This is a genomic window from Staphylococcus durrellii (assembly GCF_015594545.1).
Taxonomy (GTDB): Bacteria; Bacillota; Bacilli; order Staphylococcales; family Staphylococcaceae; genus Staphylococcus; species Staphylococcus durrellii.
Genome location: NZ_JADIIO010000001.1, coordinates 960,316 through 977,073 on the forward strand (window position 1 = coordinate 960,316; position 16,758 = coordinate 977,073).

General features: G+C 29.9%; 16 protein-coding genes. 10 read left to right on the forward strand and 6 right to left on the reverse strand.

Going from position 1 to position 16,758, the window contains the following annotated elements; genetic code table 11:
• Window positions 1-9: 9 nt before the first annotated feature.
• Window positions 10-633 (forward strand): response regulator, encoded by a 624-nt coding sequence (locus ISP02_RS04680; RefSeq protein ID WP_195720439.1) that lies wholly within the window; start codon window positions 10-12, stop codon window positions 631-633.
• A 117-nt stretch (window positions 634-750) separates the two neighbouring features.
• Window positions 751-2,046, forward strand: coding sequence for a dicarboxylate/amino acid:cation symporter (locus ISP02_RS04685; protein WP_195720440.1), 1,296 nt, complete (start codon window positions 751-753; stop codon window positions 2,044-2,046).
• 84 nt (window positions 2,047-2,130) lie between these two features.
• On the opposite strand, the gene purU is transcribed toward ISP02_RS04685, so the two are convergent.
• On the reverse strand, window positions 2,131-2,982 hold the full coding sequence (purU, locus tag ISP02_RS04690; protein ID WP_195720441.1) for a formyltetrahydrofolate deformylase: 852 nt from the start codon (window positions 2,980-2,982) through the stop codon (window positions 2,131-2,133).
• 426 nt (window positions 2,983-3,408) lie between these two features.
• On the opposite strand from purU, the gene xdrA reads away from it, so the two are divergent.
• The 6 genes from xdrA (at window position 3,409) to yhaM (ending at window position 10,917) form a co-directional block, all read left to right on the forward strand.
• On the forward strand, window positions 3,409-3,873 hold the full coding sequence (xdrA, locus tag ISP02_RS04695) for an XRE family transcriptional regulator XdrA (protein WP_048792918.1): 465 nt from the start codon (window positions 3,409-3,411) through the stop codon (window positions 3,871-3,873).
• Between the two features lie 225 nt (window positions 3,874-4,098).
• A complete protein-coding gene (locus ISP02_RS04700) occupies window positions 4,099-5,229 on the forward strand; it encodes a DUF445 domain-containing protein (protein WP_195720442.1) in 1,131 nt (376 codons plus the stop codon).
• A gap of 69 nt (window positions 5,230-5,298) precedes the next feature.
• On the forward strand, window positions 5,299-5,643 hold the full coding sequence (locus tag ISP02_RS04705) for a YlbF/YmcA family competence regulator (protein ID WP_195720443.1): 345 nt from the start codon (window positions 5,299-5,301) through the stop codon (window positions 5,641-5,643).
• 202 nt (window positions 5,644-5,845) lie between these two features.
• Complete coding sequence (locus ISP02_RS04710) at window positions 5,846-7,030, forward strand: metallophosphoesterase family protein (protein ID WP_195720444.1); 1,185 nt, start codon at window positions 5,846-5,848, stop codon at window positions 7,028-7,030.
• A 1-nt stretch (window position 7,031) separates the two neighbouring features.
• A complete protein-coding gene (locus ISP02_RS04715) occupies window positions 7,032-9,959 on the forward strand; it encodes an ATP-binding protein (RefSeq protein WP_195720445.1) in 2,928 nt (975 codons plus the stop codon).
• 16 nt (window positions 9,960-9,975) lie between these two features.
• Window positions 9,976-10,917, forward strand: coding sequence for a 3'-5' exoribonuclease YhaM (yhaM, locus tag ISP02_RS04720; RefSeq protein ID WP_195720446.1), 942 nt, complete (start codon window positions 9,976-9,978; stop codon window positions 10,915-10,917).
• Between the two features lie 122 nt (window positions 10,918-11,039).
• Here yhaM and prsA read toward each other — a convergent pair whose 3' ends face one another.
• From prsA to ISP02_RS04740, 4 genes are all read right to left on the reverse strand, one after another.
• Window positions 11,040-12,062 carry a peptidylprolyl isomerase PrsA gene (gene prsA / locus ISP02_RS04725; RefSeq protein WP_195720447.1) on the reverse strand — a complete coding sequence of 341 codons (1,023 nt, stop codon included), beginning with the start codon at window positions 12,060-12,062 and terminating at the stop codon, window positions 11,040-11,042.
• Window positions 12,063-12,241: 179 nt separating this feature from the next.
• The gene (locus ISP02_RS04730; protein WP_195720448.1) at window positions 12,242-12,811 is read right to left on the reverse strand and encodes a DUF3267 domain-containing protein; all 570 of its coding nucleotides are present in this window, start codon (window positions 12,809-12,811) and stop codon (window positions 12,242-12,244) included.
• Window positions 12,812-12,996: 185 nt separating this feature from the next.
• Complete coding sequence (locus ISP02_RS04735) at window positions 12,997-13,380, reverse strand: YtxH domain-containing protein (protein ID WP_195720449.1); 384 nt, start codon at window positions 13,378-13,380, stop codon at window positions 12,997-12,999.
• A 76-nt stretch (window positions 13,381-13,456) separates the two neighbouring features.
• Window positions 13,457-13,882, reverse strand: a complete 426-nt coding sequence (locus ISP02_RS04740) for an HIT family protein (RefSeq protein ID WP_195720450.1) — start codon at window positions 13,880-13,882, stop codon at window positions 13,457-13,459.
• Between the two features lie 128 nt (window positions 13,883-14,010).
• Here ISP02_RS04740 and ecsA point away from each other — a divergent pair, with 128 nt between their 5' ends.
• Both ecsA and ecsB read left to right on the forward strand, forming a co-directional pair.
• Window positions 14,011-14,748: an ABC transporter ATP-binding protein EcsA gene (gene ecsA / locus ISP02_RS04745; RefSeq protein ID WP_195720451.1), complete on the forward strand. Its 738-nt coding sequence runs from the start codon at window positions 14,011-14,013 to the stop codon at window positions 14,746-14,748.
• Window positions 14,745-15,968: an ABC transporter permease EcsB gene (gene ecsB, locus ISP02_RS04750; RefSeq protein ID WP_195720452.1), complete on the forward strand. Its 1,224-nt coding sequence runs from the start codon at window positions 14,745-14,747 to the stop codon at window positions 15,966-15,968. The genes ecsA and ecsB overlap by 4 nt, the downstream gene beginning before the upstream one ends.
• Before the next feature lie 63 nt (window positions 15,969-16,031).
• Here ecsB and ISP02_RS04755 read toward each other — a convergent pair whose 3' ends face one another.
• Window positions 16,032-16,535 (reverse strand): signal transduction protein TRAP, encoded by a 504-nt coding sequence (locus tag ISP02_RS04755; RefSeq protein WP_195720453.1) that lies wholly within the window; start codon window positions 16,533-16,535, stop codon window positions 16,032-16,034.
• Between the last annotated feature and the right edge of the window lie 223 nt (window positions 16,536-16,758).

Here is a 16,758-nt window from a genome sequence, read left to right on the forward strand (position 1 = left end):
AAGATTTATATGCATCGAATTATCCTAGTAGATGATCATCATATCGTTCGACAGGGTTTAGAATTTTTATTATCTACAGTAGAAGAATTAGAAGTTATGGAGGGGTTTTCAGACGGTCAAACATTTTTAGACTACATAGAAGAGCATGAATTGCCTGATATTGTACTATTAGATTTAGTAATGCCTAATATGAATGGTATTGAAATTACAGAAAAATTAAAAGCAACATATCCTCAAATTAAAATATTAGTGTTAACGAGTTATATAGATGATGAACATGTAATATCAGCTATTAATAAAGGTGCAGATGGCTATGAGTTGAAGGATGTAGAACCTGAACAACTTATAAATTCTATTAATAAAGTATTAAAAGGGGAAAAAATTATACATCCTCAAGCGCAAAATGTAATCGATAGCGTGAATAAAAAACCTCATGTAACGAACAAATTATCTAAGAGAGAAATAGAAGTGCTATCTGAGATGGTCAAAGGTAAGACAAATAAAGAAATTGCGGCAACCCTTTTCGTTTCCGAAAAAACAGTTAAAACGCATGTTAGTCATATTTTTAATAAATTACAAGTTACTGACCGTACAAAAGCAGCAATTTATGCGATGGAAAATAAGTTAATATAAAATAATTCAACCGTGTATTGATTTTTTATGCATGGTTTTTTTGTTATACGTATATTTATACTGTTAAAAATGTAAAATTACTATATAATAAGGGGTAATAACAAGGAGGGATTGGAAATGAAGACAAAAAATCTTAGTATTAAAATTGTTATTGCACTTATTTTAGGTATAACTGTAGGTTCTATTTGTAATATTTATGCACAAGCTAGTTTTATAACTAGTATTGATAAATATGTATTTAATGTAGTTGGACAAATATTTTTAAACTTAATATTTATGTTAGTAGTGCCTGTAGTATTTGTATCTATTGTGCTAGGGGTAGTGGGTGTTGGTGATCCAAAGTTACTAGGGGGTATTGGTGTGAGGACACTATTATTCTTTTTAACTACTACGGCTATTGCAATATGTATCGGTATAGCGTTAGCTCTAATTTTCAAACCTGGTGATGGTCATTCTGATTTACTTAATAGTAAAGATGTTTCCAAATATCAGCAAACGTTAAATAAACAAAACGAGAGTCAAGATTCTGCAGCTAAGCAAACATTTGATCAAACATTGATTAATTTATTTCCCAAAAATCCACTGCAAGCTATGTCTGAAGGAAACATGTTACAAATAATCACTTTTGCAATTTTTATTGGTGTAGGTATTATTATGGTTGGATCAAAAGCCCAGATAGTTCATAGGTTTTTTGAACAATCGAACGAGGTGTTAATGTATATAATTACAATGATTATGAATTTATTTGCACCTATTGGTACATTTGGTTTAGTAGCTCACGCCTTTACAGGTGCTGGCTTTGGAGCTATTAAGCAATTAGGGCTATATTTTGTTATCGTTTTAGCCGCATTATTAATACATTTCTTTGTAGTTTATGGTGCTGCTGTGAAATTCTTAGGTAATTATAGCCCATTGGCATTTTTTAAAGGTTTTTTACCTGCAATTACTCTAGGCTTTAGTGCTTCGAGTTCAAATGCAGCTTTACCAGTTTCGATGAATTGTACGAAGAAGATGGGGGTAAGACCTGAAATAGCCAGTTTTGTTCAGCCTTTAGGTGCCACAATTAATATGGATGGTACTGCAATAATGCAAGGGGTTGCTACAATATTTATTGCTCAAATCTCTAGTGCACACTTATCAGTATTACAATTAATTACTGTAGTAGTTATAGCAGTAGTAGCCTCTATTGGTACAGCGGGTGTACCAGGTGTAGGATTAATTATGTTAGCAATGGTATTAAATGCTGTTGATTTAAATCCTGCCGCAATTGGTATTATTCTGGGGATTGATAGATTACTTGATATGACAAGAACTTCCGTGAATATAACAGGAGATGCTGCATGTGCATTAATCATTTCAAAAGCTGAAGACAAGAAAATTAAAAATAGCAAAACACAAACGGCACACCTTTAATTAATATATTGATTTAACTATAATTTATGCAAATATAAATAGCCTAACAGATAAATGTTACTGTTAGGCTATTTATAATATTACCTATGAGAAAACTACAGTTTTATTATTATTTGTCACAATTACTTTATGTAGTACGTGATATTCAACAGCTTGTGCTAAAACAGTTGATTCTACATGTCGGCCAATTTTTCTTAAATCTTTGACGTTGTAGCGGTGATTAACTCGTGTAACGTCTTGTTCGATAATTGGGCCTTCATCTAAGTCAGAAGTAACATAGTGGCTTGTTGCACCTACAAATTTAACGCCACGTTCCCAAGCTTGTTTATATGGGTTAGCACCGATAAATGATGGTAAAAATGAGTGATGTATGTTAATTATTTTATGTTTGTAATGACTAACAAAATTGTCTGTTAAGATTTGCATATACTTTGCTAATACAATCAAATCTGTATTATGCTCGGCAACTATCTTTAATATTTTATCCTCGACAACTGATTTTTCATCATTGTTTGGCACATAGTAAAATGGAATGTTTAAATTTTCAGCAAAACGACGATTATTTTCATGGTTACTTACAATGCATACGACTTCAGCGGGTATTTCACCGCGTTCGATTCTTAATAACACTTCGTTAAACGCATGATCCTCTTTCGATACGAATAGAGCAATTCTAGTATTTACTGAACTATCAAACAGTTCAAATTCAATGCCATGTTTATGCAATTCATTTTCTAACTCTGGTTTTAATTCTGGCACCTTATTAAATTCAAATCTTAAATATAATTTACCTTCATTATCATCGTTACTATTATATTCAGTGAAATGATCTAAGTGTAAAATATTAGCATCATATTTAGCGATTAAGTTCGCTATTAATGAAGTGATACCAACTTTATCTTTACAAGTTGCTAATAAAATAAATTTGTCATTCATTGCTTTCACTCCTAATTTACAAAGTAATTCAAATTATAAGTAAAAATATTCTAACTGTAAAATTATATCACTCAGATATGAAAAATAGCCAAATTTAAATTTTTGAATGATAAGTGTTGTATAATGCGCTATAATGTATAGATAGTTATTTTAGTTAAAATGAGTAAAAAGTAAAGAGATAGAAAATAAATCACATGAAATTTTAAATAGGACCACAGTTATTTTTAATTATTTCACGCATGAGAGCAATATGATTAAGCGTCACATATGTCACATACATTATTAAAATATAACGAAAATTAAATTTCACTCTTTTATTTTGTTTCATAATGTATTAAGATGTAATTTGTGTTTCAAGAAGCGTGTATTATTGCAATTTCTTGTGTCCGGATAAAATTATTCTTTTATGAAAGGTAGATTAAAGAAATGGATAGACAGAGTTTTACAGATTTGATTCAAACAAAATTCAAAATGGTACGTATTGAGGCGGGTTATACTCAAGATACAATGGCCCAAACAATCGGACTTTCAAAAAAGACATTAGTTCAAATAGAAAAAGAGCGTGTTTTACCAAACTGGACAACTTGTGTATCAATTTGTGCGTTATTTAGAGATTCTGACGTCTTAAATAGTGCTTTTGGTTGTGACCCTTTAGAAATGGTTCAAACAATATCAAGAGGTCATTGTGCGTATCCAAATCATTCTACTACTAGTGATATTTATTGGAATACTGTAGATAGTAGAAATGGTTATATTTTACAAAGTAACAAAGTTAGCGATATTTATCGTGTATTAAACCAAGAGACGCAACCTATATTTGGTACTTCTAAGTTAAGAGAAGCTGAAACTTATTTTGGTAAAATTTCTAAAGAAGAACTTATGCACGTATAAAAATAAAATTGTGATAGAAGAATTATTCAATATTGCGAAAATCCATGTTAAATAATTTAATCACAGTAGATATTGTATGACTAAATTACTTTTAATATGATTTAGTAAAAAGACGTTACCACAACTAGTTAAAAAGTGGTAACGTTTTTTAATTCTTTAAAATTGTGGTACAAATATTAGGATTAATTCAAATCTTATTTAAGAGAAGAAAAAAGGAGATTACTTATGCATGCACTATTAATAATTTTATTCATGATTGTCATAGGAGCACTCATCGGTGGTGTGACAAATATCATTGCTGTGAAAATGTTATTTCACCCGTTTAAAACTTATTATATTTTTAATAAAAGAGTGCCATTTACGCCAGGTTTGATTCCTAAAAGAAGAGAAGAGATAGCGTCTAAAATTGGCGAAGTGATTGAAGAACATTTATTAACGGAAGAAGTCATATATGCTAAATTAAATGCACCATCATCAAGAACAGCTATTGAAGATTTTATCAAAGAACAAATATACAAATTAAAAAGTGATGATATTACGATCCAAGATATTTTATTAAAATTAGATATAGATAATACACAGATTATTAACGATAAAGCCGTGGACTTAATATCATTTAAACTAAAGCAATATTACCAAACTAACTACAATGAAAAGCTATCTCATTTACTTCCTAGTGAAATTGAACAGCTACTCGATGACAAAGTCGCTAACTTGCATGAATTGTTATTTGATCGTGCATACATTTATTTGAATTCTGAAAAGGGTAGTCGGGACATATCCTCTATGTTAGAAACCTTCTTTAATGAAAAAGGGAAGATTGTAGGCATGTTACAAATGTTTATGTCGAAGGAAAGTATAGCAGAACGTATCCAAAGTGAATTAATTAGATTAACAAGTCATCCAAAAGCAAGAGCAATGGCGTATGAAATTATAATCAACGAATATGAAAGTTTAAAAGAACAGCAATTAAGTGAAATACTCGATGATAATAAATTTGATGGTATGAAAGCCTCCATGGCAACACTAATTGTTAATTATATCAATATTGATAAACAAGTTAATACACCTATAAATAAGCTGATGCCTGGCTTTATTAGCTATTTAGAAAATAATATTACAGTTAAATTAACGAACGGTATTATAGACAGCATTTGTCGTCATATTACACCAATCATGCAAAAAATTAATTTAAGTGGTATGGTTGAGCAACAAATAAATACTTTTGATTTGGATTATATTGAGAGATTAATCATTGCCATTGCTAATAAAGAACTAAAATTAATTATGTTGTTAGGCTTTATTCTAGGTGGTATTATCGGCGCATTACAAGGTGTAATTGCTATTTTTGTATAACCTAATAAAGTATGTTATTGTTATTACCGATGTGGTTAAAACACATATATATAAAAGGAGTGAAGATAAATGGCAGTAAATTTATACGATCATGCAAATCAATTAGAACAAGCGTTAAGAGAAAGCGACGAATACCAAGCAATCCAAAATGCTTATGCTAAAGTTAAAGAAAACGAAGAGTCAAAAAAATTATTTGATGAATTCCGCGAAACGCAATTAAGTTTCCAACAAAAACAAATGCAAGGTGAAGAAATCGGTGAAGAAGAGCTTCAAAAAGCACAAGAGCAAGCTCAAGAAATCGAAAATGATTCAAATATTTCTGATTTAATGGCTGCAGAACAAAATATGAGCCAAATTTTCCAAGAAATTAACCAAATTATCGTTAAACCTTTAGATGAAATTTACGCTGACTAAGTGATAAATTACATTTAATTTAAAGCTACAATGCACTTTTGTGCATTGTAGCTTTTTGTGTGTCGACTGATATGAAAATAGTGTGATAAAATATAAAGATAAAAGTACGTGATAAAACAAACTGTGAGCATAAGTTAACGACATATCATTGTTGACACGTTACCTTTAAATACACTCTTTGAACAAAGGAGAACTATACTATATGGTTAAATTTATTCATTGCGCTGACTTACATTTAGATAGTCCATTTAAATCAAGAAGTTACTTAAGCCAGTCAATATTTGAAGATATGCAGAACAGTGCTTATGAGAGTTTTAGAAAAATAGTCGATAATGCTTTAAACGAAGCGGTAGATTTTATAATTATTGCTGGGGATTTATTTGATAATGAAAATAGATCGTTAAGAGCAGAAGTATTTTTAAAAGAACAATTTGAAAGGTTAGAAAAAGAACAAATTTTTGTTTACATATGCCATGGTAATCATGATCCGTTATCAAGTAATATTGGCACAGAATGGCCGGAAAACGTCTCTGTATTTTCGGAAAATGTGGAAACTTACCAAACTATTACAAAGAATGGCGAAGAAATATTTTTACATGGATTTAGTTATCAAAATGATGCGAGCTATGAAAATAAAATAGATGCTTATCCAACTAGCCAAGGTCAAAGAGGTATCCATATAGGGATATTACATGGCACTTATAGTAAAACAAATGCGAGTGACCGTTATACTGAATTTATATTAGAAGATTTAAATAGTAAGTTATATCAATATTGGGCGTTAGGTCATATTCATGAACGACAAGAGTTAAGTGATATGCCTCAAATTCAATATCCAGGAAACATTCAAGGTAGACACTTTAAAGAGCTTGGAGAAAAGGGCTTTCTATTAGTAGAAGGAGATAACGTTAGATTAGAGACTAAATTTATTCCTACACAGTTTATTAGATTTGAAGAAGCAACAATAGACACTGATAAAACATCCAAACAAGGTTTGTATGAAGCTATCCAATCTTTTAAAGACTCTGTTAGAAAACAAGGGAAGTCAATCTATCGTTTAACGGTTAACATTAACTCTGATACGCCAGTTCCTACTCAAGATCTCGTACAAGTTAAAGAAATGATTACCGATTATGAAAAAAACGAACACAATTTTGTGTTTATTGAAGATTTTGAAGTGAATTACAATTATGAAGAAAAGCATCCATTAGTTAATGAATTTTCAACAGAATTAATTGAAGATAATACAGTATTTGAAAAAGCAATGTCAGATTTATATTTAAGTCCTAAGGCTTCAAAGTATCTCGACAATTACAATGAATTTGATAGAAGGTCACTAGTTGAACATGCCGAAAATCTATTAAAGACCGATATGAGAGGTGAATAAGTTGAAAATAAAATCATTAGAAATATATGGATACGGTAAATTTATAGAGAGTAAGATTGATTTTAATGATACTTTTACTGAAATATACGGCGAGAATGAATCGGGAAAGTCAACGATTCAAGCTTTTATTCATTCGATATTATTTGGGTTCCCTACTAAAAAAGAAAATGAACCACGTTTAGAGCCTAGGTTAGGCAACCAATATGGTGGTAAATTAACATTAATACAATCTGATGGCTCAGAAGTACAAGTAGAAAGAATTAAAGGTAGCGCTACGGGTGATGTAAAAGTCTATTTACCTAATGGTGCAATCAGAGACGAAGAATGGTTAAGAAACCAATTAAACTATATTTCTAAACGTACATATCAAGGTATATTTTCATTTAATGTTTTAGGCTTACAAGATATTCATCGTAATATGAATGAAACGCAACTACAAGATTATTTATTACAGGCAGGGGCGCTAGGTTCAACAGAATTTACGAGTATGAGAGAAACACTAAACCAGAAAAAAGATGAAATTTATAAAAAAAATGGACGTAATCCTTTAATAAATCAACAAATTGAACAATTAAGTGATTTAGAAGAACAAATTCGTGAAGAAGAATCTAAATTAACAGCATATAAAAGATATGTAGATGACAAAGACAAAGCTTCACGCCGTTTAGATAATTTAAAGCAAAATTTAGCACAATTATCGAAAATGCATAGTGAAAAACAAAAAGAAGTAGCACTTCATGAACAAACACAAGAATGGAAATATTTAGAATCATCATTGAATATAGAACCCATTAAGTTCCCTGAACAAGGTATAGACAGATATGAAGCTGCTAAGATTCAAACTCAAAATTTAAAGAGAGATATCGGTTTAAGAGAAGAAAAATTATCTCAACTCGAACAAGAGAATGATAATATTCCTGTAGCAAAACAAACTGATATCGATGCGATTAACAGTCTGTATCAACAGGAAAACGAAATTAAACAAAAAGAAATGGACTTAAAATCAATAGATAAAGATATTCAAGACAAAGAACGAGAAAAAATTGGCTTAAAATCTAATATAGGTTGGCAAGAAGTTTATCATGGTGTAGATAGTTCCGAAGCAATGAAAAGTCATGTAAATGACCAAATAAAAGTAAAACAAGAACAATCTGCATACTTGCAACAATTAGAACGTAGTTTAGAAGAAAACAAAATTGATACAGAAACGAATAATTCTGAGCTTACAGCACTTGAATCTGATATCGTACCTGATGAAACATTTGAAAAGAAAAAGCAACACAGTCATCAAGTATTTGAATTACAAGAGAAAAATAATCTATTCCAAAAGATGAGAGATGCTTTTGAAGTGGAACAACAAGAAAATCAACGCAAGCAAAACATGATGAGAATTAGTTTAATCGTATTAGCATTAATAAGTATTGGTTTGACAATCTTTTCATTTGTTTCCGCAAATCTGATATTTGGTGTTATTTTTGCAATATTAGCCGTTGTGTTTATAGTGGGAATTTTCTTTGTTAAACAAAGAACGATTGATCATAGTGAAACATTTACGAAAGAAATAAAAGATTTAGAGTATCAAATCAATCATTTAGAAAATAATTATGATTTAGACTTTGATTTAGATGACCAGTTCAGAATTAGAGATCAATGGCATAACGCCGTAAAAAACAAAGAATCTCTTGAGAAAAAGGAATATTACTTAAAAAATAGCATTGATCAAGCGAGACAATCTTTTGAAAATGCTCAGCAAAACATTAATGATGTAAAAGCCAGTTTATATTTATCAGATAAAATTTCGGACGAATTAATCATAGATAGTATTAATACGATGAATAAAATAAAAGAGTTTGATAACCATGTAGGAGAATTAAAACAACAACAGCAACAATTAAAACAAGAATTAGATACGTTTTATAATCGTGCCCAAGAAGTTACAAAAAATCAGCTAGCGCAGTTTAATACGTTATCTTTCTTCCATGACATCAGACAGTGGTTAAATACAGCAAGAACTAATGTTGAAAAGTATACTAGAAATAGCGACCAAATTAACTTAATTGTCAACGAAATCAAACAATTAAAACATCGTTTAGAAGAAAATCAAAACGTTATTTCAGAACTATTTGCTTTCGTAAATGTATCGGACGAAGAAGCTTATTATAGACAACATGAACATCATAAAATTTATCATCAACAGTTGAATCGTTTTAATGACCTCACAAAATATCTTGAAAACCAAAATTATAGTTACGAAGATAATTCAAAATTGAGTCAGAAAACGACTGCACAATTAGCACATGAAGACGAAGTATTATCTAAACAAGTTGACGATTACAATGATCAATATTTAAGTATGCAAGCTGAAGTGAGTGATCTTAACTCGAAAATATCACATATGGAAACCGATAGTACGTTAGCAGATTTAAGACATAGATATCATATTTTAAAAAATAAAGTAAATAATGCTGCAAAAGACTGGGCTAGTTTAAGTTATTTACAAACACTTGTTGACGAACATATCCAACAAATTAAAGACAAAAGGTTACCTCAAGTCATCACGGAAGCAACTAATATTTTCAACCATTTAACAAATGGCAGTTACGTACAAGTCACATATGCAAATGATGATTTAATGGTTAAGCATCAAAATGGTCAAATGTATTTACCGGTTGAATTAAGTCAATCTACAAGAGAATTACTCTATATCGCTTTAAGATTTAGTTTAATAATGACATTAAAACCATATTATCCATTCCCAATCATTATCGACGATGCATTTGTTCATTTCGATAAAAAACGTAAAGAACGTATGATAGATTACTTACGTAAAATACCACAAAGTTATCAAATTTTATACTTTACTTGCGTTAAAGACTCAAGTGTATCATCTAAACAGATCGTTACATTAAACAAATTAGAGGAATATTAGAGGAAGGCGGTAAATAATGCGAAATGTAGAAAAGTTAAATCCAGGAGATTCAGTCGATCATTTCTTCCTAATTCACAAAGCAACGCAAGGTGTAACAGCTCAAGGTAAAGATTACATGACATTGTATTTACAGGACAAAAGTGGAGATATAGAAGCTAAACTTTGGACAGTATCAAAAGAAGATATGGCACTATTAATACCAGAAACAATCGTACATGTAACTGGAGATGTAATTAATTATCGTGGTCGCAAGCAAATGAAAATCAATAAATTTAAATTAGCTACAGAAGAAGACAACGTTAAGACGCAAGATTTTGTTGATGGCGCGCCATTAACACCAGACGAAATTCAAGAAGAAATTTCTCATTATATGTTAGATATTGAAAATGCTAGTTTACAACGTATTACAAGACATTTAATTCGTAAATATCAAGATGCATTTTTCACATTTCCGGCGGCAAGTTCACATCATCATAACTTTGCTAGTGGTTTAAGTTATCATGTATTAACAATGCTAAAAGTAGCGAAATCAATTTGTGATATTTATCCTTTGTTAAATCGTAGTTTATTATATAGCTCTATTATTTTACATGACTTAGGTAAAGTGAAAGAATTAAGTGGCCCTGTAGCAACGACTTATACTGTCGAAGGTAATTTGTTAGGGCATATATCAATTGCTAGTGAGGAAGTTGCTGAGGCAGCTAGAGAATTGAAGATTGAAGGCGAAGAAGTATTATTATTAAGACATATGATTTTAGCACACCACGGTAAAATGGAATTTGGTTCGCCTAAATTACCACATTTAAAAGAGGCTGAAATATTATTCTTCATTGATAATATAGATGCTAAAATAAATATGTTCGAAAAAGCTTATAAAAAGACAGACAAAGGCCAGTTCACTGAACGTATTTTTGGTTTAGAAAATCGTCAATTTTATAAACCAACATCTTTAGACTAAAGCTTAATAACTAATTAAATTGTGGCAGATAATAATTGTATCTGCCACTTCTTTTTTTATCATAAAAATAAGACTACTTACTTAATTATAGAAGTAAGTAGTCTTATTTAATTTATCTATATTTACTGTCCTGTAGACATCGTAGCGTTGCCGCCTGCAGTACCACCTGCAGCGCCACCTGCTGATTGTTGTTGCTGCTGTTGCTGCTGCTGTTGCTGTTGTTGTTTGATTTTTTTAGGATCTAATATTGATCCTTCAATCGCTTTTTTAATATCTCTGTCTTTGTAGTCGACTTTATATTCTTTAAGCAGTGACTTGTATGCATCAGTAAGTAATTTAGGGTCTTTTTGCACTTTCTCTTGAACTAATTTAGATTTAAGTTTACCTTTTTCTTTATTAAAGTCAGATTCCTTATCTGCTTTAATAATATGATAACCATAATCTGTTTTTACAATGTTAGAAACATGACCTTCTTTTAGCTTAAAGAGGGCTTTTTCAAATTTGCTGTCCATTTGACCTTTAATAACGTAGCCTAAGCTACCACCTTTTTTACCTGATGTTTTGTCTTGAGATTCTTTTTTAGCAATATCACTAAATTTATCTGGGTCTTTTTCCACTTGTTTTTGAATGTCTTCTGCTTTTTTCTTCGCATCTTTATCAGAAAGACCTTGTTTGTCGTCTTTATTTTCTTTAACTTTAATTAAAATATGAGAACCCTTTTTAGTATCTTCATTAATCTCTTTGTCAGAAAGGTTTACTTTATCTGCAAGTAATTGTTTTTGATAGGCTTGCAATTTTTTCTGTTCTTTGTAGTCGTCTAACGTCATGTTTTGTTGTTTAAGCATACTTTCGAATTGATCTTTGCCACCATATTGTTTTTCTTCTTTGCTAATATCTTTATCAATGTCTTGAGCATTTACTTTATCTTTATATTTATCAGCTAATAATTTGTTAAGTAAAATTTGGAAAGAACTGTTAGCGATTTGCTCATCGCCCAATTTATTCATTACATCTGAAACTTTTACGTCACCAGCTTTAGATGAAATAAGTGTATTTTCTTTTGAATCTGTAGCATGATTACCGCATGCACCTAATAAGATTGTACTAGCAGCAACAGGAATTAATATCTTTTTAAATGATTTCATAGTTGGGAACTCCTTTTGTAATAATAACAACGTAAATATAACATAATATAGCATAATCACCAATTATAAAGGCAAGATATAAGACTATAGTATTAGGGGAAAGTACGAAAGTTGACAATAAAAAAGATATTATGCATCTTATTGAGAGAAGAATTGCATAACATCTTAATTTTAATGATTTATTTTCTTTCTTTCATAGTTTGTCTCGTATCGACCCAGTTTAATACATTAATACCCGTTTGATGTTCCTCAATATATGACCCTTCATTAGAAAAGATAATAATTTTTAAATATAAGAAATCCATTACTGAATAACCTATATTTAATGCCAAAATAAACATAAGATAATGACCAAATTGTGGAAATAAAGATGTCAAATAGGTACAAATAATTGTAATTACGACAAAAGGCATTACTAAATCGACACAAAAATAATATTTATTAACAGGCGTATTAACATAAGTATTATAAAACGGAATTTTTTTTTGTCTTAAAAGCTTATATTTTCTAAAAGATTTATAATAAGGTAATAAGAATATTAAATGTATTGCTTTATGGATTGGATATAAAATAAACGCAATAACTAAAAATATCAAAAAGTATTTATCAGTTAATCTCGTATCTGTAAAATAATGCATGATTTCGAAACTTACTAAGAATGTGATTATTGTGGTCACAAAGCTTAGAAATGCGATTCTTGGGAGTCCAAAGCGTGCGTTAATATCAATTTGGCGTGAACATAAATACATACATCATTATCTCCTTGCATTCATTTACTGCTTCACTATACTTACGTATTATCTACCTATTTAGATCTTGCGTCAAGGTAATTTTAAAACAAAAAATAGAGTCTATAAACACCGTAATGATAAGGTCGTAAAGCAATTACAACTCTAGTAGACAATGTCTATAACTCTATTTAAAAGTAAGTGATTTATTTGTTTTCTTTATCTTCTTTGTCGAATGCGTGACTAATTTCTTCGCCACGATTTTGCAAGTTTTCAATGTGAGATTGTAAACGCTCGATATTTGGATTGATATCAGATTTGAAGTTGCCAATTAATTCTTTAACTTCATCTCCGATTGAGCTGCCAAATTCAGTGCTTTCAGATTTAATTTGAGATACATAGTTAATGATATCATTAACATTTTGCTTAATAGTATTTACTTCACGATTCAGTTCTGATTCTGCACCAGTAGGTTGGCCAGCAATACCAGCTCCTTTTTGGTGGTCTTGTTTATCTCTATTCATTAGTACAACACCAACACCTGTAGCAACGCCAGCACTAATCCCTAATAAAATTTGAGTTGCTTTCATATATATTCTCCTCATTTCTTATATCTCAATTATTAATATTTTTCTCTTACCCTTAAATTATAAGAACTAAGCATAATTAGTCAAATTGAGTAGCAATTTCCTTTGCAATTTGTGCTTTTTGCTCATCATTAATTGATTCTTCATGCGTTTCCCATTTATAACCAAAACCATCAGTATCATTTTCATAACGTGGCAAGAAGTGGAAGTGGAGATGGAATACAGATTGATCTGCAAATTCTCCGTTATTTTGAATGATATTTAAGCCGTCTGGATTAAAGGCTTTTTTAATGGCGTTAGCAACTTTAGGCAACGCTACGCCTATGTGTTGCATTGTTGTTGAATCAGTCTCGAAAATGTTAGGTGAAGGCTTTTTTGGCACTAATAAAGTATGACCTTTTGTCACTTGTGAAATATCTAAAAAAGCATAAACATAGTCATCTTCGTATACTTTGAAACTTGGAATTTCTCCTGTAATGATTTTGCTAAAAATTGTTTCAGACATAAATCTACACTCCTCTTATTAATCTTATGAACTATTATAGCATTCTATGGTAATCTACGTCATATATCATCTATATGTTTATCACTTAGACGTGATTTTTGATACAATATAGTGCATGGAGGTGCCAAATGACAGTAAAAGTTGAAAATTTAACAGGTGGTTACGGGAAAAAACCAATAATTAATGACATCAATTTTGAATTACAAGCGGGCGAAATTGTCGGTTTAATAGGATTAAACGGTGCTGGTAAAAGTACGACAATTAAACATATGTTAGGTTTATTAACTCCTATGGACGGAAAGTTATCAATTTCTGAGATTAATATTAAAGAAGATGTCGAACAATATAGAAGAAAATTATCTTATATACCTGAATCACCTGTAATATATGAAGAATTAACATTAGAAGAGCATATTTATATGACTGCAATGGCATATAATATAAGTAAAGAAACAGCAATGGAACGCGCACAACCACTATTAAAAACATTTCGTCTAGAAAATGAATTGAATATTTTTCCAAGTCATTTTTCTAAAGGAATGAAGCAAAAAGTGATGATTATTTGTGCATTTATCGTTGATCCGGATTTATATATTATCGATGAGCCATTTTTAGGATTAGACCCACTAGGTATTCAATCAATGCTCGATTTGATGGTTGAAAAGAAAAATGAAGACAGAATCGTTTTAATGAGTACTCATATTTTGGCTACCGCGGAAAAATATTGCGACAGATTTATTATATTAGATCAAGGTAAAATAGTAGCTATAGGTGACTTAGAATCATTGAGGCAACAAACTGGGTTACATGATAAAACTTTAGATGAAATTTATATTCATGTAACTCAAGGTGGGGAACAATCATGAATTATTCAGCACAATCGCTTTTCAAATCAAGAAAGTTTGAAATTGCTAAAGAAAAACAGTATTATAATAAATTTATATTTAATGGTCATTTTGGCATATTTTTACTAATTTTACTCGGTGCATTTATTTTAGGTTATGGTCAGTTTCTCAAGTCAATTCCTTCAAATTTGAATTTTCCATTAATCGTTGGGATTATATTAGCACTTACGTCTTTATTTCCTATAAGAACATTATTAAAAGATGCTGATAGGTTGTTCTTGTTGCCGTTTGAAAAACATATGTCTGAATACATGCAACAAAGTTTAATTTATAGTTATATTCTACGTTTACCATTACAAATATTAATGATTATTGTGTTCTTTCCATTGTTTTACGTATTGAATCATCAAACTTATATATTCTATATTATGTTTGCTTTATTAGCATTAATTTATCCCTTTATTGGATTAGTTTTGAAATGGCAATGGTATAAATATAAACTTGAAAGTTGGTCAATCCACTTATTACTCTTTATAATATTTCTATCTGGATATTATGTAGTATTAGAAATCAAAAGTTTTTCAGCGATAGCGACGATTATTATTTTAATCGCGCTGATATATATAATTCGCTATATTAATAAAAAAGAACTTTATCCTTGGGAAAAAATGATACATTCTGAAGCACGACATCGTATGAATTACTACAAGTTTGTGAATATGTTTACAGATGTAAAACAGCTGAAAGAGACTGCAGTGAGAAGAAATTATTTAGACCCATTATTACGCATTCCGAAAAGTAAATATTTTAATGAAAATCATATGTATTTATTTTTATTTTATAGAAGTTTTATTAGAGGAAAAGATGCCTTTAATATTATATTGAGATTAATTATTATTTCATTAGTATTGATGGTTTGGTTAAATCAAATATTTATTACTTCAATTATCGGTGCTTTATTTATGTACATTATTATTTTACAAATGGCACAATTTTATACACAACAAGCTTACGGCTTATGGCCTCAAGTATGGCCTGTGTCAGACAGTAAAGTCATAAAAGGCTATGAACAATTTCTGTACAGATTGATGATTGGTGTAGGTATAATATATAGTATTGTGTATATTGTTTTACAACCTGCACAATTTTACTTGGCTATACTATTTTTTATAGTAGGTTGGTTAACGATAAATAGTGTTATCAAGAAGTTAAAATATCAAGAAACGTTACTTAGAGACTAAAAAAGTGGCTATTTATGATTAAAGCGAATAACGCCGAAATCATAAATAGCCACATTTTCTTTTTTAATTGTCATCAATAGGATATAAGAAACGTTCAAAATAACTTGAAAATTGGCCACTAGAACCAAAAAATTGACTTAATGATATTTTGTCAAAGTGTTTATTAAATAGCGTGGACTTTTTAAAAGTTTCGTAAGCACTTCTTGAACTAAATCCAAAGTATATTTTATAAGTTAATCCTTCACCTGGTTTTAAGAAACGGTAAGATTTGAATCCAGCAAACTGAGAAAAGTCTGCAGATATACCTAAAATCGTTTTTTCTAATTGGTATGCATGATCGTCCGTAGTTGGAATGAACAGAACAGCATAAAAATCGTCTTTATATAATTCACCTTCAGATTCAATAACATCATAAACAATAGGTTCTTTTAACACTGTTTCATTATTAGTTTCTTCAATTATTACTGATGAATCGGAAGTTGAAAATTGCAATAGATTATGGTTTGGATTATTTATTCTAATTTGATTTAAATAACCAAAAGTACCATAGGATGCATACATTTTCATAACTTTTATCCCCCTTAGTTAATAAGCATGTGTTAAAGATTATAATAAAAAAGGTATATACACAATACACTTATTTAATTATTTTAAAAATAATGCTTTGTAAATATTATAATAGATTTAAAAAAGAAAACAATAGTCAAAGCAATTGTATTTATACAATTTGAACAGTATGGCATTTTTATGACATTTAAGCAGAATGAAATACGACAGCTACGCAATATGA